Annotated in this window: 27 protein-coding genes and 1 tRNA gene; 18 read left to right on the top strand and 10 right to left on the bottom strand. The window is 70.9% G+C overall.

The genetic code is table 11. The features are described from left to right. Positions 1 to 139 precede the first annotated feature (139 nt). Positions 140 to 760 (top strand): disulfide bond formation protein DsbA, encoded by a 621-nt coding sequence (locus ACN20J_RS26340; RefSeq protein ID WP_419666938.1) that lies wholly within the window; start codon positions 140 to 142, stop codon positions 758 to 760. Between the two features lie 302 nt (positions 761 to 1,062). After that, the gene (locus ACN20J_RS26335) at positions 1,063 to 1,962 is read left to right on the top strand and encodes an alpha/beta fold hydrolase (protein WP_419668956.1); all 900 of its coding nucleotides are present in this window, start codon (positions 1,063 to 1,065) and stop codon (positions 1,960 to 1,962) included. Positions 1,963 to 2,078: 116 nt separating this feature from the next. Here ACN20J_RS26335 and ACN20J_RS26330 read toward each other — a convergent pair whose 3' ends face one another. From ACN20J_RS26330 to ACN20J_RS26315, 4 genes are all read right to left on the bottom strand, one after another. Continuing rightward, positions 2,079 to 2,870: an ABC transporter permease gene (locus tag ACN20J_RS26330; protein ID WP_361988363.1), complete on the bottom strand. Its 792-nt coding sequence runs from the start codon at positions 2,868 to 2,870 to the stop codon at positions 2,079 to 2,081. After that, on the bottom strand, positions 2,867 to 3,877 hold the full coding sequence (locus tag ACN20J_RS26325) for an ATP-binding cassette domain-containing protein (protein ID WP_419666937.1): 1,011 nt from the start codon (positions 3,875 to 3,877) through the stop codon (positions 2,867 to 2,869). The genes ACN20J_RS26330 and ACN20J_RS26325 overlap by 4 nt, the downstream gene beginning before the upstream one ends. Before the next feature lie 102 nt (positions 3,878 to 3,979). Continuing rightward, positions 3,980 to 4,822 (bottom strand): DUF4097 family beta strand repeat-containing protein, encoded by an 843-nt coding sequence (locus tag ACN20J_RS26320; RefSeq protein ID WP_190230877.1) that lies wholly within the window; start codon positions 4,820 to 4,822, stop codon positions 3,980 to 3,982. A gap of 96 nt (positions 4,823 to 4,918) precedes the next feature. Next, complete coding sequence (locus tag ACN20J_RS26315; RefSeq protein ID WP_189841632.1) at positions 4,919 to 5,437, bottom strand: toxin-antitoxin system HicB family antitoxin; 519 nt, start codon at positions 5,435 to 5,437, stop codon at positions 4,919 to 4,921. A gap of 750 nt (positions 5,438 to 6,187) precedes the next feature. On the opposite strand from ACN20J_RS26315, the gene ACN20J_RS26310 reads away from it, so the two are divergent. Further along, the gene (locus tag ACN20J_RS26310) at positions 6,188 to 7,606 is read left to right on the top strand and encodes a DUF2079 domain-containing protein (RefSeq protein ID WP_419666936.1); all 1,419 of its coding nucleotides are present in this window, start codon (positions 6,188 to 6,190) and stop codon (positions 7,604 to 7,606) included. A gap of 41 nt (positions 7,607 to 7,647) precedes the next feature. On the opposite strand, the gene ACN20J_RS26305 is transcribed toward ACN20J_RS26310, so the two are convergent. The 4 genes from ACN20J_RS26305 to ACN20J_RS26290 form a co-directional block, all read right to left on the bottom strand. Further along, positions 7,648 to 9,543, bottom strand: coding sequence for a copper resistance CopC/CopD family protein (locus tag ACN20J_RS26305; RefSeq protein ID WP_419666935.1), 1,896 nt, complete (start codon positions 9,541 to 9,543; stop codon positions 7,648 to 7,650). 213 nt (positions 9,544 to 9,756) lie between these two features. Next, positions 9,757 to 10,689, bottom strand: coding sequence for an SDR family NAD(P)-dependent oxidoreductase (locus tag ACN20J_RS26300; RefSeq protein ID WP_419666934.1), 933 nt, complete (start codon positions 10,687 to 10,689; stop codon positions 9,757 to 9,759). After that, on the bottom strand, positions 10,686 to 11,165 hold the full coding sequence (locus ACN20J_RS26295; RefSeq protein ID WP_189841709.1) for a cupin domain-containing protein: 480 nt from the start codon (positions 11,163 to 11,165) through the stop codon (positions 10,686 to 10,688). The genes ACN20J_RS26300 and ACN20J_RS26295 overlap by 4 nt, the downstream gene beginning before the upstream one ends. Before the next feature lie 158 nt (positions 11,166 to 11,323). Then, positions 11,324 to 14,116, bottom strand: coding sequence for a GNAT family N-acetyltransferase (locus ACN20J_RS26290; protein WP_419666933.1), 2,793 nt, complete (start codon positions 14,114 to 14,116; stop codon positions 11,324 to 11,326). Between the two features lie 78 nt (positions 14,117 to 14,194). Between ACN20J_RS26290 and ACN20J_RS26285 the strand changes: the two genes are divergently transcribed. The 5 genes from ACN20J_RS26285 to ACN20J_RS26265 all read left to right on the top strand — a co-directional run bounded on the left by ACN20J_RS26285 (position 14,195) and on the right by ACN20J_RS26265 (position 17,284). Next, the gene (locus ACN20J_RS26285; RefSeq protein ID WP_190230873.1) at positions 14,195 to 14,923 is read left to right on the top strand and encodes a siderophore-interacting protein; all 729 of its coding nucleotides are present in this window, start codon (positions 14,195 to 14,197) and stop codon (positions 14,921 to 14,923) included. 109 nt (positions 14,924 to 15,032) lie between these two features. Beyond that, positions 15,033 to 15,635, top strand: coding sequence for an HhH-GPD-type base excision DNA repair protein (locus ACN20J_RS26280; RefSeq protein ID WP_366769542.1), 603 nt, complete (start codon positions 15,033 to 15,035; stop codon positions 15,633 to 15,635). A gap of 92 nt (positions 15,636 to 15,727) precedes the next feature. Next, on the top strand, positions 15,728 to 16,438 hold the full coding sequence (locus ACN20J_RS26275) for an HdeD family acid-resistance protein (RefSeq protein WP_362305044.1): 711 nt from the start codon (positions 15,728 to 15,730) through the stop codon (positions 16,436 to 16,438). A 274-nt stretch (positions 16,439 to 16,712) separates the two neighbouring features. After that, positions 16,713 to 17,078, top strand: a complete 366-nt coding sequence (locus tag ACN20J_RS26270) for a hypothetical protein (RefSeq protein WP_419666932.1) — start codon at positions 16,713 to 16,715, stop codon at positions 17,076 to 17,078. 50 nt (positions 17,079 to 17,128) lie between these two features. Next, a complete protein-coding gene (locus ACN20J_RS26265) occupies positions 17,129 to 17,284 on the top strand; it encodes a hypothetical protein (protein WP_190230869.1) in 156 nt (51 codons plus the stop codon). A gap of 58 nt (positions 17,285 to 17,342) precedes the next feature. Here ACN20J_RS26265 and ACN20J_RS26260 read toward each other — a convergent pair whose 3' ends face one another. Next, a complete protein-coding gene (locus ACN20J_RS26260) occupies positions 17,343 to 18,950 on the bottom strand; it encodes a helicase HerA-like domain-containing protein (RefSeq protein WP_419666931.1) in 1,608 nt (535 codons plus the stop codon). Between the two features lie 173 nt (positions 18,951 to 19,123). On the opposite strand from ACN20J_RS26260, the gene ACN20J_RS26255 reads away from it, so the two are divergent. Both ACN20J_RS26255 and ACN20J_RS26250 read left to right on the top strand, forming a co-directional pair. Then, entirely contained in the window at positions 19,124 to 19,420 is a 297-nt protein-coding gene (locus ACN20J_RS26255; protein ID WP_003999914.1) for a type II toxin-antitoxin system VapB family antitoxin, read from the top strand. A gap of 265 nt (positions 19,421 to 19,685) precedes the next feature. After that, positions 19,686 to 20,327 (top strand): LytR C-terminal domain-containing protein, encoded by a 642-nt coding sequence (locus ACN20J_RS26250; protein WP_246575471.1) that lies wholly within the window; start codon positions 19,686 to 19,688, stop codon positions 20,325 to 20,327. Between the two features lie 42 nt (positions 20,328 to 20,369). Here the strand turns inward: ACN20J_RS26250 and upp are convergent, their stop codons facing one another. Then, entirely contained in the window at positions 20,370 to 21,005 is a 636-nt protein-coding gene (gene upp, locus ACN20J_RS26245) for a uracil phosphoribosyltransferase (protein WP_055618267.1), read from the bottom strand. A 154-nt stretch (positions 21,006 to 21,159) separates the two neighbouring features. Here upp and ACN20J_RS26240 point away from each other — a divergent pair, with 154 nt between their 5' ends. The 8 genes from ACN20J_RS26240 to ACN20J_RS26205 all read left to right on the top strand — a co-directional run bounded on the left by ACN20J_RS26240 (position 21,160) and on the right by ACN20J_RS26205 (position 25,865). Next, positions 21,160 to 21,351 carry a hypothetical protein gene (locus tag ACN20J_RS26240; protein WP_189841622.1) on the top strand — a complete coding sequence of 64 codons (192 nt, stop codon included), beginning with the start codon at positions 21,160 to 21,162 and terminating at the stop codon, positions 21,349 to 21,351. Positions 21,352 to 21,731: 380 nt separating this feature from the next. Further along, positions 21,732 to 22,286 (top strand): hypothetical protein, encoded by a 555-nt coding sequence (locus tag ACN20J_RS26235; RefSeq protein ID WP_055618266.1) that lies wholly within the window; start codon positions 21,732 to 21,734, stop codon positions 22,284 to 22,286. Between the two features lie 56 nt (positions 22,287 to 22,342). After that, complete coding sequence (gene tadA, locus ACN20J_RS26230) at positions 22,343 to 22,774, top strand: tRNA adenosine(34) deaminase TadA (RefSeq protein WP_190230867.1); 432 nt, start codon at positions 22,343 to 22,345, stop codon at positions 22,772 to 22,774. An 81-nt stretch (positions 22,775 to 22,855) separates the two neighbouring features. Next, a tRNA-Ser gene (locus ACN20J_RS26225) sits at positions 22,856 to 22,940 on the top strand. A gap of 206 nt (positions 22,941 to 23,146) precedes the next feature. Continuing rightward, positions 23,147 to 23,326 (top strand): hypothetical protein, encoded by a 180-nt coding sequence (locus tag ACN20J_RS26220; protein ID WP_055618264.1) that lies wholly within the window; start codon positions 23,147 to 23,149, stop codon positions 23,324 to 23,326. Positions 23,327 to 23,334: 8 nt separating this feature from the next. Then, the gene (locus ACN20J_RS26215) at positions 23,335 to 23,628 is read left to right on the top strand and encodes a Dabb family protein (RefSeq protein WP_190230866.1); all 294 of its coding nucleotides are present in this window, start codon (positions 23,335 to 23,337) and stop codon (positions 23,626 to 23,628) included. A gap of 193 nt (positions 23,629 to 23,821) precedes the next feature. Next, positions 23,822 to 24,721 carry an RNA polymerase sigma factor SigF gene (locus ACN20J_RS26210; protein ID WP_055618262.1) on the top strand — a complete coding sequence of 300 codons (900 nt, stop codon included), beginning with the start codon at positions 23,822 to 23,824 and terminating at the stop codon, positions 24,719 to 24,721. Between the two features lie 244 nt (positions 24,722 to 24,965). Continuing rightward, on the top strand, positions 24,966 to 25,865 hold the full coding sequence (locus ACN20J_RS26205) for an RNA polymerase sigma factor SigF (protein WP_055618261.1): 900 nt from the start codon (positions 24,966 to 24,968) through the stop codon (positions 25,863 to 25,865). The last annotated feature ends 90 nt before the right edge of the window (positions 25,866 to 25,955 follow it).

Raw genomic sequence — 25,955 nt, 5'->3', positions numbered from 1 at the left:
GGCGGGCCGTTGTCCTGGTCTCTGATCTCGTATCCTCCGCCAGTGCCTCACCGGGCACTAACGTTGAAGGGCCCCACCGTTCGCGGTGGGGCCCTTCAACGTTGTGTCCTTCGACGTCTTCCGTCTCAGGAGCGATCGGATGAGCGAACAGCGGACTGTGGACTTCTGGTTCGACCCCGTCTGCCCGTACACGTGGATCACCTCGCGGTGGATGGTGGAGGTCACCAAGGTGCGGCCGGTGGCCGTCCGCTGGCGGGTGATGAGTCTGTCGGTGCTCAACGAGCACCGGGACGACAACCCCGAGGGCGAGTGGGGCGACTACATGTGGGCCCCGGTGCGCGTGTGTGCCGCCGTGGAGAAGCAGTTCGGTCAGCGGGCGCTCAGTGATCTCTTCACCGCGATGGGCACCCGATTCCATCTCCGAGGTGAGTGGGGGAACCTCCCGGCGGCCCTGGCGGACGCCGGGCTGCCGGAGGGGATCGCCGAGGTCGCCGAGTCCACCGCGTACGACGAGGCGATCCGGTCCTCGCACGCGCAGGCCGTCGCCCTGGCCGGCGACGACATCGGCACGCCGGTCGTGTCGGTCGCCGGGCCCGGTGGCGAACGGGTCGGCTTCTTCGGTCCCGTTGTCTCCCCCGCGCCGACCGGGGAGACGGCCGGACGGTTGTGGGACGGCTTTCTGCTGCTGGCCGACGTTCCGGGCTTCTACGAGGTCAAGCGGACCCGTACCGAAGAGCCTCGGTACGGCATGGGGGACTGACCCAGGCGATTGGCATGGGGGCTGACATGGGGGACTGACATGGGCGACTGACGCGGCGCATCCGGCGGAGGCTCGCGCCCATCCCGCCGGGGCGTAGTCGTTGTCCCTCTGGAGAGCTACGCGTGAGTGAGCCCTGCGGGGTGACGATTTGGGGTCGCCGGATCCGTAGCGTCTGAGTTGTCGCCGACGGACTGCGGCCGACCGACCCGGTACCGGCCCGGCCCTCGTCTCCCCTGTCTCCCTCTTGTCTTCCCCTTCTTCCCCTGTTCTCCCCTGGCTTCTTGGAGGTCCTCGTGAACCGCATGCTCAAGACAACCGCCGTGGCCGCGACGTTCTGTGCCGTGGCCGGTGCGGGCATTGTCGGTTACGGGGAGACGGCCGCCCAGGCCCAGTCGGCATCCAGCACGACCGCGTGGCACGGGTACGACCACGGGGACTCGTTCTCGGGGACCAAGAAGATCCGCGTCGGCGGTTACTCGGTCAACGTCTCTTGCTCCGGCCGCTCGGCGGGCCGTAAGCCGGTGGTCGTCCTGATGGCCGGAGGGGGCGACGGGCTGGACACGATGGCCGGCCTGCAGAAGACCTTGAGCAAGAAGGCCAGGGTCTGTTCCTACGACCGGCTCGGCGAGGGCGAGAGCGACCAGCCGAACGGCACCCAGACCATCAACGACAGCTCCAGGATCCTTACGGGCGTGCTCGACCGGGTCACCGGTGACCGTCCGGTCGTGCTGGCCGGCCACTCGCTGGGCGGACTGATCGCCGCCCGGTACGCCCCCGACCACCGGGACAGGGTTAAGGGCCTGGTCCTGATGGACGCCACGATCCCGGCCCTCACTGCGGGCGTCTCGCAGGCGATCCCCGAGTCGGCCACCGGCATGGCGGCCGAACTGCGCGATCAGACCATCGCGGTGAACGAGGGCCAGAACCCGGAGAAGTTCATCATCGCCGACGCCGAGGTCCGCTCCGCGGGGAACATACCGGTGCAGATCATCAGGCACGAGTCCCAGTACGCCGAGGTCCCCGACTACGGGCCCGCCCTGGAAGAGATGTGGGCCGAGGGCCAGGCGCAGTGGCGTGCGCTCTCCGGCCGCAGCCGGATCAGCGTCGCCGCCGGAAGCGGCCACTACATACACGTCGACCGCCCCGACATAGCCGTCAAGGCCATCCAGCGGGTCACCGCGCAGATCACGGCCCACTCGTAGTCACCAAGCTCAAAGTCATCCAGCTCGGAGGCATCCAGCTCGGAGTCACCGAGCTCGGAGTCACCGAGGAACTCCGGAAGGGCCCCACCCTTCGCGGTGGGGCCCTTCGGCGGCGGTTACTTCGGGTCGCGGCTGAACGATGCCTTCGACCAGAAGTAGCCCAGTGCGGTCAGCGCCAGGGACCAGACGATGGCGAGCCAGCCGTTGTGGCCGATCTCGGTGCCGAGCAGCAGGCCGCGCAGGGTTTCGATGGCCGGGGTGAAGGGCTGGTACTCGGCGACCGGCTGGAACCAGCCCGGCATCGCGTCGACCGGGACGAAGGCGCTGGAGATGAACGGCAGGAAGATCAGCGGCATCGCGTTGTTGCTGGCTGCCTCGGGGTTCGGGCTGATCAGGCCCATGCCGACCGCGATCCAGGTGAGCGCCAGGGCGAAGAGCACGAGGAGCCCGAACGCCGCCAGCCACTCCAGAACTGTCGCGTCCGTGGACCGGAAGCCGATGGCCACGGCGACGGCCCCGACGAGGATCACGGTCATCACGCACTGCAGGACGCTGCCGACGACGTGTCCGATGAGCACTGAAGGGCGGTGGATCGCCATCGTGCGGAAGCGGGCGATGATGCCCTCGGTCATATCCATGGAGACGGACACCGCGGTACCGATCGTGGTGCCGCCGATGGTCATCAGCAGCAGGCCCGGCACGAGATACGCGATGTAGTCGGAGCGATCCGCGCCACCGCCACCGATGCCCGCGCTCATCACGTCGCCGAAGATGTAGACGAAGAGCAACAGCAGCACGACCGGCGTGAGCAGCAGGTTCAGAGTGAGGGACGGGTAGCGCCGGGCGTGCAGGAGGTTGCGGCGCAGCATCGTGGACGAGTCGCGGACGGCGAGGGCGAGGGAGCTCATCGGGCATCCTCCTTGGACTGGCTGGGCTGAGTGGGGACCTTGGTGCTGCCGGTGAGGGCGAAGAACACGTCGTCGAGGTCGGGGGTGTGCACGGTGAGTTCGTCGGCCTCGATGCCGGCCGCGTCCAGCCAGTCGAGGATGGAGCGCAGTTCGCGCTGGCTGCCGTCGCTGGGGATCTGGAGGGAGAGTGCCTCGTCGTTCCGGGTGGCCTCGCTGATCGCGACGGCGGCCGTCTCGTACGTGGCCGGGTCTTCGAAGCGCAGTCGTACGTGCCCGCCGGGGATGAGGCGCTTGAGCTCTTCGGCGGTGCCCTCGGCGGCGATCCTGCCGTCGTTCAGCACCGCGATGCGGTCGGCGAGTTCGTCGGCCTCTTCCAGGTACTGGGTAGTGAGGAAGACCGTCACCCCGCCCGTGACCAGTTCCCGGATGATGCCCCACATGTTGTGGCGGGAGCGCGGGTCCAGGCCGGTGGTCGGCTCGTCGAGGAAGATGATCCGCGGGTTGCCGACCAGGGTCATGGCGATGTCCAGGCGGCGTTTCATGCCGCCGGAGTAGGTGGAGGCGGGCTTCTTCGCCGCTTCCACCAGGTCGAAGCGTTCCAGGAGTTCGGCGGTGACCCGGCGGCCCTCCTGCTTCGACAGGTGGTGCAGGTCCGCCATGAGGAGCATGTTCTCCTCGCCGGTGATCAGGCCGTCCACCGCGGAGAACTGGCCCGTGACACCGATCGCGGCCCGCACCCCGTCCGGTGACGTGGTGATGTCGTGGCCCGCGACCTGGGCCTGGCCGCCGTCGGCGGAGATCAGCGTGGAGAGGATCTTCACGGCGGTGGTCTTGCCGGCGCCGTTCGGGCCGAGCAGGGCGAAGACCGACCCGGTCGGGATGCGCAGATCGATGCCGTCGAGGACGGTCTTGTCGCCGAACGACTTGCGCAGACCGACGGTGGAGACGGCGGCCGGCGACGTGTGGCCGTCGCGCTGCTTGGACGTGGGCATGACAGATGAAGGCATGGAGCCCTCCCGTTAGAAGGCTGAAGGGGTTGGGGGATCGGAAGAGGTGAGGTGAGGCTGGTGCGGGGCCGGGCGGGGTGAGGCCCGGCGGGGCGAGGGTGCTCAGGCCTTCGCGCGGAGGACGTCGATGTTTCCCCAGTTGGAGCGTGCGCGGACCTTGACGGTCTCCTCGGTCTGCTCCGGGGCCTCGGACGCGGCGAGCGTGTTGCGTACGTGCCCGCGGTTGGAGCTGACGTCGAGCCAGGCGGCGGTGCCCTCGCGGATGCCGACCTCGATGGCGCCGTTGGAGGTCTCCAACTGGACGTTGCCGCGGACGACTTCGGCGACGCGCAGGGAGCCGTTGGTCGTGGTGCCGACGACCGATGCCTCGGCGCGCGTGATGTCGATGGCGCCGTTGGCGCCGCTCATCCGCAGCTCGCCGGTCACGGCGCCGACGGTCGTGCTGCCGTGCGAGTTCTTCAGGACGGCGGGACCGTCGACGATGCCGACGCGCACGTTGCCGGTGCTGGTGGTGATCTCGGCCATGCCTTCGACCCGGTCGACGGTGCTGGAGCCGTGCGAGACCTTCAGCTGCAGTGGGCCGGTGGTGTCGAGGCGGACGTCACCCGCCGTGATCTTCACCCGGACCTCGCCGAGCCGGCCCTCGCCGATCATCTGGGTCCCGGCGCCGGTCATGTCGATGTTCGAGCCCGTGGGCAGTTCCACCGACACGTCGACGGTGCCGCTGCGCCCGAGCAGGTTGGCCTTGGGCGTGGTGACGGTCAGGGTGCCGCTCGCGTAGGAGACCTCGGTCTGGTCGGCCGTCCGTACGTCCATGTCCTTCTTCGGGTCGCGGGGCCGTACGTCGACGACGGTGTCGAGGCGGTCGCCCGTGGCGAACCGGATGGAACCGGCGTAGACGTAGGCGGTGGCCGAGATCGGTTCGGGCGTTTCGAAAGAAGGCATGGCTGTCCCGTCCTCTTGAGTCCTTGGGCCGTCCCCGCTGGTGGGACGTGGTGTGAGTGAAGTGGTCTGCGTTACGTGGCGCGGGCGGAGGCGCGGTTAGCGCACCCAGCCCGTGATGCTCTGGCCGATGGTCTGGGTCCTCTCCGTCGTGCGCGGCCGGGTGCTGCCGTCGACCGCGGCCGACACCGCGCGCACCAGCCACGCGTTGACCGACAGGCCCTCGCGGGTCGCGGCCTCCTCGGCTCGGGCCTTGAGGTGGGCCGGCATACGAAGGTTGACGCGGGCGGTGCCGCTCTCGTCGCCGTCCGTCGGGGCCGGAGCCCTGAGCGGTTCGACGGGCTCGGCCGGCTCCGCGGAGGCGCCGCCGTCGGTGGGCGGCGGTGTCACGACGAAGTCGGGGTCGAGTCCGCGCAGCCGTACGTCGACCGAGCCGGGGGCGAGTTCACGGGTGATCTCGTCCGTCGCGGCGGAGAGCACGTTGAGCATGATCAGCCGGGTCGCCGACTCCAGGGGAGCCGTCAGCCTCTCCGCCAGCTCGCGGGCTTCGTCGCCGCCGGCTTCGGCGGCCACCGCGAGTTCGCGGCGGAGGCTGTCGACATACGGGGTGAGGTCCATGGCGCCATCATGGCACCACATTGGCGCCACATGCAAGCCACGAGGTGACATCTCGCGGTCGACAGTCGACCAGAACGCTCCTACCTGCAGAAACACACTGGCACCCGGCTGAGCAATTATGACACCAGTCACGCTCACGCACCCTGAGAGAAAGGGAATGGCGCCGCGCGGCACCAAATGGCACCACCCGGCGCCTTGCGGTGCCGGGTGGTGCCGCCCGGGTGCCACGCGAGATCGCGGGGGGGGGAGGGGCAGGGAGCGCGGGTCGAACTGCGGGGTGCCGCCGACGACGAGCGCGGCCAGGGACGTCCCGACAGTCGGCCCTTGCCAGGAACGAGTTCGGATCCCGTTCCTCCACCGCCCCTGAACTGCGGAAACACGGGTCTCCATCGCGTCGGAATCGAGGTCCGTGTCATGCTCTGGTCTCCATTCCAGTCCCGCTCCAGTCCCGCTCCGGCCTCACTCCAGTCCCCTCCAGTCCCTCGGAAGCCCAGTGCCGTGCCGACATCGACACCCGACCGATGACCTACCGATGACTTCCTGGTCGCCCGGTGTGCCGACGGCTCGTAAGGACCGCTCGTGACCAAGGCTCTCCCCGGCCCGCCGCAGGACGCCCGGGCCGCGCAGACGTCACCGACAACCGCACCGACCTCCCCACCGGCCTCCCCACCGGCCTCCCCACCGATACGAATACCGGCCCAGACACCGGTACAAGTGCCGCCACCGACGCGGGCCTCACCTCGGTCCGCGGTGCCCGGGTCCGCGATACCCGGGCCGGCCACGCTCCCCCCGCGTGACCGGCGCCCCCGCCGAACCGGCCCACCCGGCCGACTCGACCCGTATCTCCTCTCCCTCGTCCTCTTCGCCGCCTACACGGCTCTCTCCCTCGGCCGCTACCGGAACCTGGCCACCCGTTCCTGGGACCTCGGCATCTTCGAGCAGGCCGTCCGCGCGTACGCGCACCTCCAGGCGCCCGTCGTCGATCTGAAGGGGCCCGGGGCCAATGTCCTGGGCGACCACTTCAGCCCGGTCACCGCTCTCCTCGCCCCCGTCTACCGGGTCTTCCCCTCCCCGGTCACCCTGCTCGTCGCGCAGGCCGCGCTGTTCGCGCTGTCGGCGGTACCGGTGACCCGTGCGGCCGCCCGGCTGCTGGGGCGTCCGCGCGGGCTCGCGCTCGGCATCGCGTACGGCCTGTCCTGGGGCATCCAGCGTGCCGTCGACTTCGACTTCCACGAGATCTGCTTCGCCGTACCCCTGATCGCGTTCGGCCTGGAGGCGATCCTCGCCCGGCGGTGGCGCGCGGCGCTGCTGTGGGCGCTGCCGCTGGTGCTGGTCAAGGAGGACCTCGGGGTGACGGTGGCGGCCATCGCCCTCGTCGTCGCCCTGCGGTGCCGCCGCGACTCCCGGCGCACGATCCTGTACGCCCTCGCCGTGGCGGCGCTCGGCATCGCCGCCACCCTGGTCGTACTCGTCCTCGTCATCCCGGCCTTCAACACGACCGGCGGCTACGACTACTGGGCCAAGGTCGACGGCGGCTCGACCCTCCTCGACGGTACGGGCGACAAACTCCGCACCCTCGCCTGGCTGTTGGTGCCGACCACCGGGCTGCTGGCGCTGCGCTCCACGCTGTCCGTCGTCGCGCTGCCCACGCTCGGGTGGCGGTTCCTCTCGTCCGACGACCACTACTGGGGGACCGACTGGCACTACAGCGCGGTCCTGATGCCCGTCGTCGCGCTCGCCCTCGTCGACGCTCTCGCCGGTGCCCGGTACAGCCCGCGGCCCTGGCTGCGTACGTACGCGCACCATCTGCCCGCGGCCGTCGTCGCCGCCGCGCTGTCGCTGACGACCACGCTCCCGATGGCCGTGCTGGCCGATCCCGCCGCCTACCGCAAGCCGGCGCGCGTCACCGCGGTCGAGCGCCTCCTGGACCGGATCCCGGACGGCGCGACCGTCGAGGCCGACATCCGCCCCAGCAGCCGCCTCACCTCACGCTGCCGTGTCCTGTGGGTGGGCGACACCGGCGGGATCACCCCCGACTACATCGCCCTGCAGAACCGCCGCGACCGGATCCGCGACATCGAGGCCCGCGCGCGGCAGCTCCACCCCCGCGCCGACTACTCGCTCGTCGGGACCGTCGAGGGGTACGTCGTCCTCAAGCTTGACTCCTGACCACGCCCCACGCCCTGCGCCCGTGCCCCGCGCCCCGCGCGTCAGCGGAGGATCTTCACCCGGCGCGACTCCGACACCTGGTCGATGTCCGACGTGCGGATGGTGACCTTCATCGTCCAGGTGCCCGGGATCGGGAGGTTGAGGGACGACGTGCCCCAGTAGCCACCCTTGTTGGTGAGGCCGGCGTCGATCGGGCCGATCTTCTGGGACGCGAGGGTGAAGGAGAGGCGGATCTCGGGGACCGTGGCGATGCCTCCGTCGGGGCCGATGACGACCGCCTCGACCGTGTTCTCGCCGACGCGGCCCGGTTCCAGGACGATCTGGACCTTGCCCTGGCCACCCGGGGTGCCGACGTCGAAGGGGATCAGGGTCGTCGACGCGGTCCGCTGACCGGCCGCCGCGGTCTCCTCGGCCGCCGCCGTCTCGATCTCGGCGCGCCCAGGCTGCGTACCGGTGAGAACCGTCGTGATGACCAGCACGACCACACCCACGACGACTTCGGCCAGGACCGACCGGCGCAGGGCACCGCGGCGGGCGCCGGGCACAGAGGTCGGCTCGGACTCGTTCTCGGGCTTCTCGTCGGATCCGTCTCCGGCCGCGGCCGACGTGGACTCCCCGGCGTCCCCACTCGAACTGCTCGCCCCGGCGCCGGAGTCGGCACTCCCGCCCGCACGCGCCCCCACCGTCTCCAGCACCGGGACCCGCAGCGGCTCCTCGGCGTCCGTCAGCCGGCCCGTCCAGCGGCGCGAGAAGCCCGCCGCCGCCAGCAGCAGGACCACCGCGCACACCTTGACGACCAGGATCCGGCCGTACGACGTGTCGAACACCGCGTCCCACGAGCCGAGCCCCCGCCAGGACTGGTAGACGCCGGTCAGCACCAGGACGGCGACCGAGGCGAACGCGAGGCGCGAGAAACGGGCCACGGAGGCCGCCGACAGCAGCGCCTCCGAGCGGTGGAGCGTGGTGAGGAGCGCCGCGAGACCGCCCAGCCAGACCGCCATCGCCAGCAGGTGCAGCATGGAGGAGGTCATCGCCAGCGGGACCTGGATCCCGGCGGACGCGTGCTCGGCGGCGGCCCAAGTGCCCGCCAGACCGACGGCGAGAACCCCGCCGACCGCGAGCACCACAGGCTTCGGCCGCACCTGTTCCTTCTCCGGACCCTCCGTCTCCGCTGCCGCGCCCCGACCGAGCCGTACGAGGAAGACCGCCGCCCCCGCGAGAAGCGCGAGACGGGCCAGCAGGGCCCAGCCCGGCCTGCTGGTCAGGGTGTTCTCGACGAGTTCGGGGTCGAGGAGGGTGGAGGGGCCGGTGCCGCGCTCGTACGGGCCGCGGAACAGCAGGAGCGCGGCCGTCGTGGCGACGAGGACCCACCAGCCGGCCCGGACGAGTCCGCGCAGCGGCTCGGCGGAGGCCGGGCGGCAGACCAGGACGAAGGTCGCCGCGCCGATGAGCAGGGCGACGGCGGCGTACGCGCCGTAGCGGGCGATGTCGTAGAGCGCGCCCGAGGCGGGATTCACGGCCGGCTCCGCGGAGACGGACGCCGTGGTCTCGGACGGTTTGCCGATGGAGAAGGTGAAGGCGCCGGAGATGGGGTGGCTGTCCGCCGACACCACCCGCCAGGCCACGGTGTACGTGCCGTCGGCCAGACCGTCGTCGAGCGGCACCCGGACGCTGTCGGACCGGCCGGACGCGTGCTCGGTGTCGCCCGCGTTCACCCGGCGGTTCTCGGGGCTGAGGACGCGCAGCGAGTCGTCGGTGATGCCGACCGACTCGGTGAAGGTCATGGTGACCTGCTTCGGCGCGGACTTGAGGACGGTGCCCTCGCCGGGGGTCGTCTCGCGCACGGCCGAGTGGGCGGACACCGAGCCCGCGCCGCCCAGCAGGAACAGCGTGCCCAGCAGGGCGACGAGGGCCACTGCCCGGCGTGGCGCCGACACCCGTAGTACCCGTAGCACTCGGTGTATGCGGCGCACTCGGTGTATGCGGCGCACTCGGCCCACGTCGCCTCTCCCTACTGCTCGTCCTGCTCGCACTGCACGTCCATGTACGTCTGCGGCTGTCCGCGGCCACGGCCTCGCCTCGGCCTCGGCCTCGGTGGGAGTACGGATGTACGCGACACCTTGTTCAAGGTGTCGCTCGGCGCCGTGCCCTCACCACGTCGGCCGCGCCGAGACCCCACCGTCCACGACCAGGTCGTGCCCGGTGATCCAGGAGGCCATCGGCGAGGCGAGGAACACGCAGGCGTCGCCCACGTCCTCGGGACGCCCCAGCCTCCCGGTGGGCACCGCCTGTTGCCAGCGCCGTACACCGTCGGGCCACGCCTCCGCGAGGCCCGCGCGGTCGATCAGCCCCGGCGAGACGGTGTTCACGCGGATTCCGTAGGGACCGTACTCCAGGGCCGCCGAGCGCGCGTGCGCGAGGACGGCCGCCTTGGACGCGGAGTAGTGGGCGTGCAGGGGAGCGGGGTGTGTGGCCTCGATGGACGCGATGTGCGTGATGCTGCCCACAGGCCCGACGGCCGAGCCCCGCCGGTCGCTCAGGGCGCTCAAGGCGCGTACGTCGCTTACGTCGCTCGGGTCACGCCGGTCGCCGTGCCCCCTCCCCTCGCCCTCGCGCATCACCTCCACCGCCGCCTGCGTACACGCGAACACGCTCGACACGTTGGCGTCGACCACCGCCCGCCAGTCCCCCGCCGTCATCCCGGACAGCTCCTGGACCGGCTGTACGCCGGCGTTGTTGACCAGGGCCGTCAGCCGGCCGCCACACCGGTCGGCCGCCTCGCGGACCAGGCGGTGGCACTCGTCCTCGACGGTCAGATCGGCCCGCAGGGCGACCGCGTGTCCGCCCGAGCCGACGATGAGGTCGACGACTTCACCGGCGGCCTCCGCGTTCGTACGGAAGTGGACGGCCACGGCCGCCCCCGCCTCGGCGAACCGCAGCGCGATGCCCCGGCCGATGCCGCCCGACGCCCCGGTGACGAGGGCGACCTGCCCGTCGAGAAGTCCGCGGAGGTGTCCGTCCCGGCGTCCATCGCGATGTGGGTGCCGATGTCCGTCGCGATGTCCGTCGTCCGGGCCGCTCACGGGCGGCTCAGCGCGGCGATCCGCGCGGCCCGGTCCGGGTAGCGGGCGGTGAGTTGCGCCGCGTCCCCGTGCTCGTACCCCTCGTAGGTGAAACCGGGCGCCATCGTGCATCCGAAGAACGACCAGCCGGTGGCGGTCGCGACCCGCGCGCCCATCCAGGTGCGTGCGGGCACGGTGTACTGGAGGTGCTGGCCGCGGAGGACGTCGGGGCCGAGCAGAACCGTACGGGACGTGCCGTCGGGGGACAGGAGCAGCATCTCCAGGGGATCCCCCAGGTAGAAGTGCCAGGTCTCGTCGGCGGGGAGCCGGTGGAGCGCGGAGAAGTCGTCGGGTTCCGCGGTCAGGAGGACCACTATCGCGGACCCCTCGGGGCGGCCGTCGGGCCGTTCGGGACCCGCCCAGGTACGGCGGAAGAGACCGCCCTCCTTGGGGATGGGCTCCAGCTTGTAGTGGGCGACCAGGGCTTCGGGAGTGATGTCATGGACCACCTGTCGACCATGCCCCAAAGGGAGTTGTCGATGCACCAACCGGCTCCCGACGCGCGGAACTTCGGCCGCCCCGCACGCCTCACGCTCCGCACCCCTCACGCCCCACACCCGCGCTCCGCACCCCTCGCGCTTTGCGCTCCGCGCCTCTAGAAGCCCGCGGCTTCCCTTGTCAGGAACGCCAGTTGGGCCTTCTTCGCGGGCAGGTGCACCTCCGGCAGGTCTATCTCCGGGAGCACGACCGGCGGCCCGAGTACGAAGCCCTGGCGGATCAGACGGGCGATCGCCTTCTCGTTGCGGGGGTCGGGTTCGACCACGACCCGGCGCTTGTCGAGGACGCCCAACACGTACACGGTGAACGCGGTGAGCAGCGCCGAGCTGTACCCCGGCCGCTCGTCGCCCGCCCCCGCGGGCGCGATCAGCAGGTGGACGCCGATGTCGCCGGGCTCCACCTCGTAGCACTCGCTGACCCGGTCGGCGGCGGGCTCGTACGTCTGGAAGAGCGCGGCCGGTCTGCCGTCCAGGACGGCGAGGAAGGCGTGGTGGGTGTCGAGGGAGTCGAGGTGCCGGTACGTCTCCAGCACCTGCTCCCTGCCGAAGCCGCCCATGCCCCAGAACCGGGCGCGTTCGGCCGTCACCCAGGCGTGGAGCACGTCCAGGTCGGCGTCCGGGTCCACGCGCAGGACGCGGACCGTGCCGAGACCGTCGACGGCCTGCTCGTGGACGGCCTCGCGGCTCGCGGCGTACGGCTCGGCTGTCATCGTTCTGTCCTCCATGAGCTCGGTCCAGTCGGTCACGACGGGGACCAGCTCTCCCCTGACCCACAAGGGGAGTTGATCGCGGTGGTGGGGTGAATCCGGGACGCCCGAGGCACCGAACGGCACCACCCAGAGGCTGTTCTCGCGCCGCGCGACATCCCACACATAGCGGGCGGCGGGACCGCGAGCGGCCCGGTCGGTGAGCCCCGGCACGGCGGAGGTGCACAGCACGCAGTCGTGGTCGCCGGAGAGTCCGGGTTCCCGCTCGTCGTACGAGGGATCCGGCAACGCCCGCCAGGGAGCGAGGCGGTGGGTGTCGCCCCAGGTGCCCTTCGGCGGGTCTCCGGCCACCTCCTCGACGGCCGCCCTGACGACCTCGGCACGGTCGATCCCGTACAACTCCTCGGCCCTGAGCAGGCTTTCGAGGGCGAAGGCGACTCGCGGAACGAGTGCGAGCCAGGGGCGGAAGACCTCGGGGTACGGCCGGGGTTCGGTGAGGCGGGCCAGGGCGGGGTGGGCCGCGAGACGGCGTACGACCGCGCCCCGGACCGCCGCGTAGGTGGCCGCCTCCGTGCTGTCCGCTGCCATGTGGCGGTCCCATTGGAGGAGCCGGTCGCGCAGGGAGACGGCCTCGGGAGTGAGGTCGTCGAGGGCGGCGAGGTGGTCCAACAGCGGGGCGGCGGAGGCGAGATGGGTGTCCATGTGGAGGGCGGCCATGTCGGCGGCGGACCAGTCCCGCCGGGTGCCGAGGAGTGCGCGCAGCCGGGTGGCCCGGTGGGGCGGGGCGAACTCGACGCCGAGCGGGGTCGCCGGGCCGCGCTGGTTCGCCATCACCGCGATGCCGTCGTCGACCGTGCCGCGCGGCATGGGGGCGTACCAGCCGCGCCACTCGTGCCCGGGCTCCCAGGCGTTGACGATCCGCGTGCGATTGTCCTCGCTCCGGACCGGGACCCTGCCCGCGACCCGGTGCAGCAGACCGCCCTCGATGTCGGCGGCCTGGACGACGTTGACGGGTTCGGCCCAGTCGTCGAAGGCACGGTCCACGTCGGCGACCCGGCGGGCGCGGAGGAGGGGGAGGAGGGAGGAGAAGCCGAGGTCCTCGGTGACTCGGGGCGGGTGACGGAGGCTGAGGGGGGCGGTCCAGGCGTCGCCGCCGCGATCCCGGCCGCTGCCAACGTCCGTGTCGTCGCCGCCGTCGCTGTACGGGTCGGTGTCGCCGTCGCCGTATGGGTCCGTGTCGCCATTGATGACCACCGGGCCGCGGTCGGTCTCGATCACCTCCACCTCGACGGGGTCGCCGTCGGCCACCTCGATGATCTCGGTGTGGCGGGAGGCGGGGTGCCACAGCCCGTCCGGGCCGAGGGCCTCCACCCGGTCTCCGACTCCAACTCCGCCTCCGCCTCCGTCCCCGGTCCGGCGGAGCCGCTCCCGGTAAAGGTCCTGGTAGTCGGCCATCGCGTTGGTGATCGACCAGGCGACCGTGCCCGTGTGGCCGAAGTGGGCGATGCCCGGGACGCCCGGCACGGCGAGGCCGATGACGTCGAACTCCGGGCAGGACAGGCGGATCTGCTGGTAGACGCCAGGGGCCTCGATGTAGCGGTGGGGGTCGCCCGCGACGACCGGCCCGCCGGTGGCGGTGCGCTCGCCGGTGACGAGCCAGCCGTTGCTGCCGGAGGTGCCGGGCCCGTCGGTGGCGAACAGAGCGACCGCGTCCGGACCGAGATGGCGTACGACCTCCTCGCGCCAGAGCTTGGCCGGGAACCCGGCGAAGAGGATGTGTGTGGCGAGCCAGACGCCGAGCGGGGTCCAGGGCTCCCAGCGGCCGGGGGCGAGACCGACGGCCGTGAACTCGGGGGCGCGGCGGGCGCCTTCGGGCAGGCCCTGGTTGACCCCGTCGACGTACGCCCGGACCCAGGCGGCCGTCTCGGGGTCCCGTCTCTCCAGGGCGGTGAAGCAGCGTCTCGCCGTGTCGTCGAGCCGGGCCTGTCTCGCGAACCGGTCCCAGCCGAGCGCGTCCGCGCCGAGGAACGCGGCCGAGGTGCCGCGCGCCCGGTGCCGTTCGACCTCCAGCTGCCAGGCGCGGTCGTGGGCGGTGACCAGTCCCTGGGCGTGGGCGAGTTCACGCGCGTCGCCCGCGCGCAGATGCGGGACACCCCAGGCATCACGGTAGATCTCGACAGTCACCCTGCGTCTCCCATGTGGATTAGGTTAGGCTCACCTAAGTAAGGTGCGCCGGAATCGTACGCGAGGGGTGAAGAAGTCATGGGGCAGGGTCACGGCTGGGAGGGCGCGGTCCTCAAACTGTTCCGGGGCAAGGACTTCGTGTTCACGGTCACGGGTGCGGAGGACGTCACCGAGCACTACCGCCGGGTGCGTCTCACCGACGGCGGCATGCTCGCGGCGACCGGGGTGCACCCGACGATGTGGGTGCGGCTGTGGTTCGACAACGCGGGCAAGCCGCACCAGCGGGCGTACACACTCGTGGACCCCGATCCGGCCGCGGGGACCTTCAGCCTGGAGTTCGCGCTGCACGAGGGGTGCGCGAGCGACTGGGCCCGGGCCGCGAAGCCGGGGGACACTATCGAGGCGACCGTCCAGGGCACGGGGTTCACGGACCCGGACCCGGCGCCCTCCCACGTCCTGGCCATCGGGGACACGGCATCCCTCCCCGCGCTCAACTCCCTGCTCGGGGCCGTGGGTTCGGCGCCCACGACGATCTGGTTCGAGTCGGCGGAGGGCCTGGACGGTCTGCCCCTCCAGGCGGACCCCGACCGCCACGACGTCCGTACGGTTCCCCGGCTCGACAAGGGCGCGCACCTGGTGGCCCAGGTAAAGGAGGCCGTGCCGGACCTTCTGAAGAACGCGGCCGACCCGTACGTCTGGATCGCCTGCGACACGGCGACGACGCGGGCGCTGGCGGCCTACTTCCGCAAGGAGCTGGCGCTACCGAAACAGCGGGTGAACGCGCTGGGGTACTGGCGCGCGGCCTGAGCGGCCACGGAGCACCCGCTTGGACGGGGCGCCTGCTTGGGCGGGGCACCTGCTTGGCACGGCCCCGCGATGACGCGCGGCCCGAGCGCTCACTTGCGATGATCGGAGCATGGACGCCACGCTTCATCTAGCCCAGCAGCCCGAGGCCGACGAACTGCTCGGCCGCAGCCCGCTCGCCGCGCTCGTCGGCATGCTCCTCGACCAGCAGGTTCCGATGGAGTGGGCCTTCGCGGGCCCGTACACGATCGCGCAGCGCCTCGGCACGGACGATCTCGACGCGCACGAGATCGCGGCGCACGACCCCGAGGCCTTCGCAGCGCTGCTGTCCGAGAAGCCGGCCGTGCACCGCTACCCCGGCTCGATGGCCAAGCGGATCCAGCAGCTGTGCCAGTACCTCGTGGAGCACTACGAAGGGGACGCGGCGAAGGTCTGGGAGGGCGTGAAGACCGGCGAGGAACTCCTCCGCCGCCTCAAGGAGCTGCCCGGCTTCGGCGCCCAGAAGGCACAGATCTTCCTCGCGCTGCTGGGCAAGCAGCTCGGCGTACGCCCGAAGGGCTGGCGCGAGGCGGCCGGTGCGTACGGCGAGGACAAGTCCTTCCGCTCGGTCGCCGACATCACGGGGCCGGAGTCGCTGACGAAGGTACGTGCGCACAAGCAGGAGATGAAGGCGGCGGCGAAGGCGGAGAAGGCGGCGAAGTCCTCCGGCAAGTGAGGGCCTGCGGGGAGTAGCAGGGCCGGAGGGGGAGGTCAGTCGGTCGGCCGTCCCAGGTGGCGGGGTGCTGGTCGGCGGTCCGAGCATGGAGCATGGCCGAGGTACCGAGTGGAGCGCCCTGGGGGTCGGACAACGACGACCGGCGGGTCCACGCGGCCCGCGACCCGCACCGGCCGGAGAGGCCCGGCGGATCGAGTGGCGGACCCGGAGGCGGACCCGGAGCACTGGGTCGCCCCGGACCTGAGAATCCGCTCTTCCTCCTCACCCGCACCGCCTGGCAGGCCGTACTGGCCGCCGGGATCGCGACACTGGCGCTCGGGGTCATGATCCTGGTGTGGCCCGAGGCGACGCTGTTCGCGGCGGGGGTGCTCTTCGGGCTCTACCTGCTCTTCAGCGGCGTGCTCCAACTGGTCTCCGCCTTCGGTACGCACGCGGCGACCTCCCTGCGGGTCATGGCTTTCATCAGCGGCGCCCTGTCGATCCTGCTCGGCCTGTTCTGCTTCCGCGGGGCGATGCAGTCGATCCTGCTGCTCGCGCTGTGGATCGGCATCGGCTGGCTCTTCCGGGGCGTGACGCAGACCCTGGCCGCGGTGTCCGACCCGTCCGTCCCCGCCCGCGGCTGGCAGATCCTCCTCGGCGTCCTCAGCTTTCTCGCCGGCGTCGTCCTGATCGTCTCCCCCTTCGAGTCGGTCGCCGTCCTCACGGTGGTCGGCGGCTGCTGGCTCCTCGCCCTCGGCATCACGGAGACCATCACGGCGGTACAGCTGCGCAAGCGGGCGCGGTATGCACCGCGGGCATTTTGAGGGGCCTCGGTCTTGGGGGTTCGGTCCTGAGGGTTCGTTCAGCCGTGCGGGCCGGTCGGGGTTGCCCGCGCAGTTCCCCGCGCCCCTGAAAGTGGGGCTGCGCCCCGGCTTTTGTCTTTCAGGGGCGCGGGGAACCGCGCACTCGGCCAATACCCACCCGCACCCAACGAACCACGCCGCCCCCACCCACCCACAGGCGAACCCCTACGCCAAGAGGGCGGTTCTCGGGACCCGGCCGATGAACCACCCACCCGTCCCGGGGACATGACCACTCATGACCCCCGACCGGTTCACCCCACGGCGCGAGCGCCGGAACCGTCGGCCCGCCTGGCCACGGTTCCTCATGGCGCTCGCGGCCCTCCTGTGCGCGACCTGCACGGTGAGTGCCGTGGGCGGCCACACCGGAACCCGCACCGCACCACCGGCCGCCGTCTCCACCGAGTCCGGTCTGGAACACCCCCACGACCTCCTGGACACGGCCCTGCGCCCACCGGCCCGCCAGGGCCACCGCCACCTCGTACCCCAGCGCCCCGCACGACCTCCCGCCCCCGCACACCCGCGCCCGAGGCGGCACGCCCACCCCGTACCTCCGTACGCCCCCACCCCGCGCGCCCAGCGCTGCATGGTCCTCCGCTGCTGACGGTCCCGCTCCGGACCGCCCACCTTCCCCAGCAGCACGAGAGGACCCCCATGTCGAAGGACCCGTACGCGATCCTGCGTGCCCTCGTACGCGCCGAATCCCTCCGCAACGCCCCGAAGCCGACGCCGACGCGTGACACCCACGCCGTCACCCCGGAACCCGCGCCGGAGCAGCAGTCCCCGCCGAAGGACCTCAAGCGCGACTGAGCCGCCCCCGCCCGGGGAGGTGGACCTGTACCGCCTCCCCGGGCCCTTCGGCGCGGGACTACCGCCTCCGCCGGGCCGTTCCGAAGATCGACCGGGTGATCTCGCGGCCGACCTGCGTACCCAGGCTCCGGGCAAGGGACTTGAACACACCGCTGCCGACGACCTGCTGGACGACGGAGGAGTCCTGGTCGTCGCCCTTCCGCCCGCGCCCCCGCGACGAAGCCGGCTCCGAGGGCGCGGAGGGGGCCGATGAAGCCGCGGCCTGCGCCTCCCTCGCCGTCAGCTTCTCGTACGCCGACTCCCGGTCGACCGCCTCCGCGTAACGCCCGTACAGCGGCGACTGCTCGACCGCCCGGTCGAGGGCGGCCGGATCGACGGGACCCATCAGGGACTCCGGCGCCCGCAGTCGTGTCGCCGCGACCGGCGTCGGCGCGCCCTTCTCGCTGAGGACGGTGACCACGGCCTCGCCGGTCCCGAGCGCGGTGAGGACCTCCTCCAGGTCGTACGGGGAGTTGGGGAAGGTCTTCACGGTGGCCCTGAGGGCCTTCTGGTCGTCGGGCGTGAAGGCGCGCAGCGCGTGCTGCACCCGGTTGCCGAGCTGGGCGAGGACGTCCCCGGGCACGTCCTTGGGCGTCTGGGTGACGAAGAAGACGCCGACCCCTTTCGAGCGAATCAGCCGGACGGTCTGGGTGATGGCGTCCAGGAAGGCCTTCGACGCGTCGTTGAAGAGCAGGTGCGCCTCGTCGAAGAAGAAGACGAGCTTCGGCCTGTCCACGTCACCGACCTCCGGCAGATCGTGGAACAGGTCGGCGAGCAGCCACATCAGGAACGTGGAGAAGAGCTGCGGCTTGTCCTGCACGGCGGGCAGCTCCAGGACGGAGACCGTGCCCCGCCCGTCCCCCGCCACCCGCGACAGCTCGCTCGTGTCGAACTCCGGCTCCCCGAAGAACGGGCTCATCCCCTGCGCCTCGAACGCCGTCAGCGAGCGCAGGATCACCCCGGCCGTGGCCGTGGAGAGCCCGCCGATGCCCTTGAGCTCGGACTTCCCCTCGTCGGAGGTCAGGAAGGTCACCACGGCCCGCAGATCCTTCAGGTCGACCAGCTCCAGGCCCTTCTGGTCGGCGTAGTGGAAAATCAGGCCGAGCGACTGCTCCTGGGTCTGGTTGAGCTGGAGCACCTTGGACAGCAGGACCGGCCCGAAGCCGGTGATGGTCGCGCGTACGGGGATGCCGTGGCCCATGCCCCCGAGGGCGTAGAACTCGCAGGGGAACCCGGCCGGCGTCCACTCCTGGCGGACCTCCCCGGCCCGCGTCCGCACCTTGTCGTTCTCCTGCCCCGGCGCCGAGATCCCGGAGACGTCACCCTTCACATCGGCGAGGAACACCGGCACGCCCTGCGCGGACAGCTGCTCGGCGATGAGCTGCAGGGTCTTCGTCTTGCCGGTACCGGTGGCCCCGGCGACCAGCCCGTGCCGGTTGAGCATCGGCAGCGGGATCCGGATCTGTACGTCCGGCAGGCACCGCCCGTCCCACAGCAGGGCGCCCAGATCGAGGGCGGGGCCCGTGAAGGCGTACCCGGAGGCGATTTCGAGGACCGGCTGCGGAAGCGCGGGAGCACCGCTCACGCCTTCGGGTGCCTTTGCCGGCGGCGCTTCACTGTCAGTCATTTCAGACCCCTGTTCCCGGTTTGCCCAAGGCTGTCCTCGGCCCGCATCCGAACCGATCTTGAAAGGGTGATCTAGGAGAATTACCGGTTTGCCCCGATTTACGGCGTCATTTCCAGCGTCGCACTCCGCCACCATGGCTGCGCCCGGAAGCTCTTGACCGGTAGGCTTTCCGTGTGATCTTCAAGCGCATCGGAAACGGCCGGCCGTACCCCGACCACGGCCGGGAAAGCACCCGGCAGTGGGCGGACGTCGCGCCACGCCCGGTCCGCCTCGACCAACTGGTGACGACCAAGGGCCAGCTCGACCTGGAAACCCTGCTCGCCGAGGACTCCACGTTCTACGGCGACCTCTTCGCGCACGTCGTGAAGTGGCAGGGCGACCTCTACCTCGAAGACGGCCTCCACCGAGCCGTCCGAGCCGCCCTCCAACAACGCCAGGTCCTCCACGCCCGAGTCCTGGAACTGGACTGAGCGGGACCTTCAGGCCCGGCTCAGCAGGAGCGCCCCGTCAGGGGCGCGGGGAACTGCGCGCTCAACCACGGCATGCCCGCACATCGCAGTCCACCGCAGCCCCGACCCACCTCAAAGGGGCGCGAGGAACCGCGCACCCGGCCACGGTCGGCCCGCACCCAAAACCCCGCCCCCCGCGGAGCGAATTGGCCCTTTCGGGTTGGACTGACCCCCGGTCAATGATCATCTAGTAGGCATCCCCGCCAACGCGCACTACGCTGCGCCCATGAGCATGCTGACTCCCCCTGGCATGGGCGGCCAGTACAAGATCACGGGGGACAAGTACCCGCGGATGCGCAGAAACCGAGGGCGCCGCAGAATCGCGCTCGCGGTAGTCGCCTCCGTCGCCGCGCTCGGACTGATCGGCTGGGGAACGCTGCAGCTCATCGACGTCTTCACAGGCGGCGGCGACGAGGCTTCCGCGGCAGGACCGGCCGCCGACTGCACGGCATCCCCCTCGCCCTCCCCGAGCCCGGTCAAGGCCCTCCCCAAGCCCGCCCAGATCACCGTGAACGTCTTCAACGCCACCCCCCGCGGCGGCCTCGCCAAGGACACCGCCGACGAGCTGAAGAAACGCGGCTTCAAGATCGGTGACGTCGGCAACGCGACGAAGACGTACGACAAGAAGGTCAAGGGCGCCGGGATAGTCCTCGGTGCCAAGGCGGCCTCCGACGCCGCGCTCCCCGTCCTCGCGACGCAGCTCACCGGCGCCGAGCTGAGGACCGACACCCGCGCGAAGCCCGCGGAGGTCGACCTGATCCTCGGCACGGCCTTCAAGTCCCTGACGAAGAAAGAGGACGCCGACAAGGCCCTGACCACACTGGCCAAGCCCGCACCGACGCCCTCGGCGACGAAGAAGAGCTGCTAACAGGCCCCGTACGGGCCCGCGCCCTGCATGAGCCCGGGCCCGCTATTCGGCCGCGCCGTACATCCGGTCGCCCGCGTCGCCCAGGCCCGGGACGATGTAGCCGTGCTCGTTCAGGCGCTCGTCGACCGACGCGGTCACGACCGTCACGGGCGAGCCGGCCAGCTCGCGCTCCATGACCTCGACGCCCTCGGGGGCGGCGAGGAGGACCACGGCCGTCACATCGTCGGCGCCGCGCTTCATGAGCTCCTGGATCGCCGCGACGAGCGTGCCGCCGGTGGCGAGCATCGGGTCGAGGACGTACACCTGGCGGCCGGAGAGGTCGTCCGGCATGCGGGTCGCGTACGTGGACGCCTGGAGCGTCTCCTCGTCGCGCACCATGCCCAGGAAGCCCACCTCGGCGGTCGGCAGCAGCCGCACCATGCCGTCGAGCATGCCGAGGCCGGCTCGCAGGATCGGGACGACGAGCGGGCGCGGGTGGGACAGCTTGACGCCCGTGGTCGGGGACACCGGGGTCACGATGTCGACCTGCTCGGTGCGCACGTCCCGGGTGGCCTCGTAGGCGAGCAGGGTGACCAGCTCGTCGGCGAGTCGCCGGAAGGTCGGGGAATCGGTGCGACGGTCGCGCAGCGTGGTGAGCTTGTGAGCGACCAGAGGGTGGTCGACGACGTGGAGACGCATGCCCACAAGGGTATCCGGGCGCCCGCCGCCCGCCCCTCGCTCTCCACCGACTCTTCCGATACCTCGCCCCGACCTCGAACCACCTCCAAACCTCCGCTGGCATCAAACCGCCCGTCGGAGGGAAAGTGGGAAGGACCGACTGGGGGTGTTGCCCATGTCCGACCCGGAGCAGCGGAGCCGTGAGGACCGCGAGGACCCGTTGAGCGAGGCCGCGCGACGAAGGCGCCGCGCCCAGTTCCTGCGAGAGCTCACGGAGGCGCGCGAGCTGCGCGACCGGGTGCAGCCCCGGCGGGCCAAGACGGCCCGGCTGCGCCACGCCATGCGCATGCGCACATTCCGCTGGTAGCCGGCAGGTAGGCCGACGGGGGCCACGCCCGCGCAGGTCCCGCCGCGGTGCGGGCGAACCGCCCGCCCCGGGACCGTCCGCCGGCGACCCGCCCGACGATCACTCGGGAAGCCGCGTGCGAGGCGGAGGCCGTGTCGGCGTACGATCCCGCTGTCGGTGGGTGCTGGGCGCCCAGGTGAGGCCGTACGGCGGCGTGACGCACGCGACACGGGAACGGGCGCTGAGACGCGACCGGGACACAGCGAGCCGAAGACCTCTCCTGAACGCTCCGTTTCTGCCACGATTCCGAGTGGGCGGGGCTCGGCACACGCGCTCCCCGCCCACAGCCTCCGCCGGGGGGACCCCCAACCGGCACGTCTATGACCAGTGGGAGAGTCACGGTGTACTTCGCCGCACTGCTCGCGCGCACCGAAGACGGGTGGGAAGCGAGCGACACAGAGCTCGACGATGTGGAGACCCTGTCGGATCTGAGCGACCTGGCCCGCGAAGCCTCGGTCGACGACGACACGGTGCTCGTCTACATCGAGCAGGAGGACGCGTGGTTCGGAGTCGTCCGCGTGGACGGCGAGGAGGACCCTCGTATCTACGTCTCGGACGCAGCGGCCGCTGCCCGTAGTTCGTACGGCGAGATCCTCCTCACCGACGAACTGCTCGGAAGGGATCCCGGCGACGACGATGTCGCCGACCTGGACTCCCTCGACCTCGACGGTACGGAGGACGGTGAGCCCGACAGCGAGGCCGACGACGACGATGAGGACGACGTCGGCGTCACGGCCAAGGGTGAGACCGTGCCGTCCGGACCCATCGGAGACCGCGAGGTCCTCACGGACCTCGGCGTGAACGAGAAGGAGCTGCTGGCCCTGGACAGCACGGACGCGCTCGGTGAGATCGCCGAGCGGCTCGGCGCGGCGGAGGTCCTGGAGACCGTCCGCTGACTCCCCCGAGCGCTCAGAGCGAACAGGACCCCGTACGCGACCGCTGGCGGGCGGCGATGCGGCTCGCCCTGGACGAGGCCGGGTCGGCCGTCCGGGGCGGGGACGTCCCCGTCGGCGCCGTCGTGCTGTCCCCGGACGGCACGACGGTCCTCGCCACCGGCCACAACGAACGTGAGGCGACCGGCGATCCGACCGCCCACGCCGAGGTGCTCGCCGTCCGGCGGGCCGCGGCGAAGCTCGGGGAGTGGCGGCTCACCGGCTGCACGCTCGTCGTGACCCTCGAACCCTGCACGATGTGCGCGGGCGCGATCGTGCAGTCCCGCCTGGACCGCGTGGTCTACGGCGCCCGCGACGAGAAGGCGGGCGCGGCCGGCTCCCTCTGGGACGTCGTACGCGACCGGCGGCTCAACCACCGGCCCGAAGTGATCGCCGGCGTACTCGACGAGGAGTGCGCCCGGCTGCTCACCGACTTCTTCCGCGACCGCTGATCCGGCCGTCGGCGCGGCTGCCCGGTCGGGGGCCGAATACCGATTTCGGAGCACGGCCCAACGTGGGCTAGGATCTCTCTCGGTAGCGTGTCCGAGCGGCCGAAGGAGCTCGCCTCGAAAGCGAGTGTGGCGCAAGTCACCGAGGGTTCAAATCCCTCCGCTACCGCTTCTGAAGGGCCCCGTCGAAAGACGGGGCCCTTCGTGCGTTCATAACTCGCACAACACTCGGCACGGTTTGAAAGATCGTCATATCAACTGTCCGGGTTACACTCACCGCCGGCAACAGGGGTCCCAACAGGCGCAGCCCGACAGGCGCAGCCCGACAGGCGCAGCCGACAAGACAGCAGGCAGCAGGCACACGGGGAGGCCGCGATGGCGGTGAATTCGAAGAAGATCGCCGTCTACGTGCTCATCGTGTTCGCGCTGTACGTGATCATCACCGACCCTGCCAAGGCCGCCGACTACGTCCAGATAGGGTTCGAGGGCATTTCGAATGCCGCTCAGGCCGTCGGGGACTTCATGACGTGGATCGCCGACGGGGCCAAGAACTAGGAGTCCCCGTGATCCGCCATCTGGTCCTCTTCAAGCTCAACGAGGGTGTGGAGCGCGACGACCCGCGCGTCGTCGAGGGCGTCGCCGCCTTCCGCGCCCTCGGCGGACAGATCCCCGAACTGAAGTTCTGGGAGTGCGAGTGGAACATCACCGACCGGCCCATCGCGTACGACTTCGCGATCAACTCGGCGGTCGAGGACACGGACGCGCTCAGGCGGTACATCGAGCACCCCGCGCACCAGGCGGGCGTCGCACTGTGGCGGGAGTTCGCCACGTGGGTGATCGCCGACTACGAGTTCTGACGCGCGCCCGGCGCACGCCCCCGGCCCCTCGCCTGAACGGCGGGGGGCCGTTTCGCGTCTCCGGCCCCGCTCGGGAACCCGCCAGGCCACCTCCCCGGGCCCCAACTGACGCTCAACACGGAGTTATGCGGTGCTTGCACACAGTGCACATGTCTTGTGATGCTATGACCGCTTTTGACGGATGAGTTGACGGATGTTGACCGACCCAGAGGTGGAGTTGACCGTGCCGGCCAGTACTGCGCCTCAAGCACCGCCCCATGAGCCCCCGGCTCCACCCTCGGCCCCAGCCCAGGAGCGCCTTCCCGACACCGAGGAAGGCCCGCAGCGCCGCCGCGGGGCCGACACCCGGGCCCTCACCCAGGTTCTCTTCGGCGAGCTCAAGAACCTTGAGCCGGGCAGCACCGAACACGGCCGGGTGCGGGCCGCGCTGATCGAGGCGAACCTTCCGCTGGTGCGGTACGCCGCCGCCCGGTTCCGGTCGCGCAACGAGCCCATGGAGGACGTCGTCCAGGTCGGCACCATCGGCCTGATCAACGCCATCGACCGTTTCGACCCCGACCGGGGCGTGCAGTTCCCGACCTTCGCGATGCCCACGGTGGTCGGCGAGATCAAGCGGTACTTCCGCGACAACGTCCGCACGGTCCACGTACCGCGCCGGCTGCACGAGCTGTGGGTGCAGGTGAACAGCGCGACCGAGGACCTCACGACGGCCTTCGGGCGCACGCCCACGACCGGTGAGATCGCCGAGCGGCTGCGGATCACCGAGGACGAGGTCCTGGCCTGCATCGAGGCCGGACGCTCGTACCACGCGACCTCGCTGGAGGCCGCCCAGGAGGGCGACGGGCTGCCGGGACTCCTCGACCGGCTCGGCTACGAGGACCCCGCGCTCGACGGGGTCGAACACCGCGACCTCGTACGGCACCTCCTCGTCCAGCTCCCCGAGCGGGAGCAGCGGATCCTTCTGCTGCGCTACTACAGCAATCTGACGCAGTCACAGATCAGTGCCGAACTGGGCGTTTCGCAGATGCATGTGTCAAGGCTGCTCGCACGCAGCTTCGCCAGACTGCGATCCGCAAACAGGATCGAGGCGTAACCCGCAAGAGCGAATCGCCCTCAAGGCCTTTTCCTGACATTTCTGCGTCCAAAAAGCGTCAGACCCCCCTTTTCCAGGGCCTATTCACCCCTCCTGTGTCGACATGTCACTACAGCGTGTTGCCGACATGTGACATTCTTCCGGTGACGCGTTTGCCGCAGCCCCACCTCCGGTATTCAGGTGGAGGCTGCGTTCCTTCGACGGGAGCGTCCGCCGCGACCGTCCGCGACCCAAAGGGGGTGGCATGTCCGCAGACCAGGGCAGCTCGAAGGTGCTCACGCTCACGAAGAGCGAACCGGCGCCAGACGCGCTTCACAGTGTCGTTGCCGATGTTCCGGCCGTCCCGGCCGTGGAAGCCCCGGCCTTTCCCCCGACCTCGGAAGCCATCGACACCCGCACCCTGTCCCGCTCCCTGTTCCTGCGGCTCGCCGCACTGGACGAGAACAGCCCCGAGCGTGCCTACGTACGGGACACGCTCATCGAGCTCAACCTCCCGCTGGTGCGTTACGCCGCCGCGCGTTTCCGGTCGCGCAACGAGCCGATGGAGGACATCGTCCAGGTCGGCACGATCGGCCTGATCAAGGCGATCGACCGCTTCGACTGCGAACGCGGGGTCGAGTTCCCGACGTTCGCGATGCCGACGGTCGTGGGCGAGATCAAGCGCTTCTTCCGGGACACCTCGTGGTCGGTGCGGGTGCCGCGCCGCCTCCAGGAGCTGCGGCTGGCCCTCACCAAGGCCAGTGACGAGCTCTCCCAGAAGCTGGACCGCTCGCCGACCGTGGCCGAACTCGCCACCGTCCTCGGCGTGTCCGAGGAGGACGTGGTCGACGGCCTCGCGGTCGGCAACGCGTACACGGCGTCGTCGCTCGACTCGCCGGCCCCCGAGGACGACGGCGGAGAAGGCTCCCTCGCGGACCGCCTCGGCTACGAGGACACGGCGCTGGAGGGCGTCGAGTACCGCGAGTCCCTGAAGCCCCTGCTCGCCAAACTCCCGCCCCGCGAGCGGCGGATCATCATGCTCCGCTTCTTCGCGAACATGACGCAGTCGCAGATCGGCGAGGAGGTCGGCATCTCGCAGATGCACGTCTCCCGACTGCTCACGCGGACGCTGTCGCAGCTGCGGGAAGGCCTGATCTCCGACTGAGGCCGGAGCCGGACGGAAGGGCCTGGTCTCCGACTGGGATCCCTACCAAGGGTTCATAATTGACGACCCGTCAGCCACACTGGCGCGATG

Origin of the sequence: Streptomyces sp. 2-1 (assembly GCF_048564895.1) — a bacterium.
GTDB classification, from domain to species: domain Bacteria; phylum Actinomycetota; class Actinomycetes; order Streptomycetales; family Streptomycetaceae; genus Streptomyces; species Streptomyces phaeochromogenes.
The sequence above is the reverse complement of the archived record's forward strand: the minus strand, read 5'-3'. Positions and strand labels throughout refer to the sequence as shown.

Coding starts and splice junctions, on each gene's coding strand:
- ACN20J_RS26275 (WP_362305044.1), top strand. CDS start 15,728: ATGGCCGAGGTACCGAGTGGAGCGCCCTGGGGGTCGGACAACGACGAC.
- upp (WP_055618267.1), bottom strand. CDS start 21,005: ATGCGTCTCCACGTCGTCGACCACCCTCTGGTCGCTCACAAGCTCACC.
- ACN20J_RS26285 (WP_190230873.1), top strand. CDS start 14,195: ATGGGGCAGGGTCACGGCTGGGAGGGCGCGGTCCTCAAACTGTTCCGG.
- ACN20J_RS26250 (WP_246575471.1), top strand. CDS start 19,686: ATGAGCATGCTGACTCCCCCTGGCATGGGCGGCCAGTACAAGATCACG.
- ACN20J_RS26330 (WP_361988363.1), bottom strand. CDS start 2,870: ATGAGCTCCCTCGCCCTCGCCGTCCGCGACTCGTCCACGATGCTGCGC.
- tadA (WP_190230867.1), top strand. CDS start 22,343: ATGCGGCTCGCCCTGGACGAGGCCGGGTCGGCCGTCCGGGGCGGGGAC.
- ACN20J_RS26270 (WP_419666932.1), top strand. CDS start 16,713: ATGACCCCCGACCGGTTCACCCCACGGCGCGAGCGCCGGAACCGTCGG.
- ACN20J_RS26320 (WP_190230877.1), bottom strand. CDS start 4,822: ATGCCTTCTTTCGAAACGCCCGAACCGATCTCGGCCACCGCCTACGTC.
- ACN20J_RS26280 (WP_366769542.1), top strand. CDS start 15,033: ATGGACGCCACGCTTCATCTAGCCCAGCAGCCCGAGGCCGACGAACTG.
- ACN20J_RS26315 (WP_189841632.1), bottom strand. CDS start 5,437: ATGGACCTCACCCCGTATGTCGACAGCCTCCGCCGCGAACTCGCGGTG.
- ACN20J_RS26205 (WP_055618261.1), top strand. CDS start 24,966: ATGTCCGCAGACCAGGGCAGCTCGAAGGTGCTCACGCTCACGAAGAGC.
- ACN20J_RS26240 (WP_189841622.1), top strand. CDS start 21,160: ATGTCCGACCCGGAGCAGCGGAGCCGTGAGGACCGCGAGGACCCGTTG.
- ACN20J_RS26260 (WP_419666931.1), bottom strand. CDS start 18,950: ATGACTGACAGTGAAGCGCCGCCGGCAAAGGCACCCGAAGGCGTGAGC.
- ACN20J_RS26325 (WP_419666937.1), bottom strand. CDS start 3,877: ATGCCTTCATCTGTCATGCCCACGTCCAAGCAGCGCGACGGCCACACG.
- ACN20J_RS26340 (WP_419666938.1), top strand. CDS start 140: ATGAGCGAACAGCGGACTGTGGACTTCTGGTTCGACCCCGTCTGCCCG.
- ACN20J_RS26265 (WP_190230869.1), top strand. CDS start 17,129: ATGTCGAAGGACCCGTACGCGATCCTGCGTGCCCTCGTACGCGCCGAA.
- ACN20J_RS26335 (WP_419668956.1), top strand. CDS start 1,063: ATGCTCAAGACAACCGCCGTGGCCGCGACGTTCTGTGCCGTGGCCGGT.
- ACN20J_RS26210 (WP_055618262.1), top strand. CDS start 23,822: ATGTTGACCGACCCAGAGGTGGAGTTGACCGTGCCGGCCAGTACTGCG.
- ACN20J_RS26220 (WP_055618264.1), top strand. CDS start 23,147: ATGGCGGTGAATTCGAAGAAGATCGCCGTCTACGTGCTCATCGTGTTC.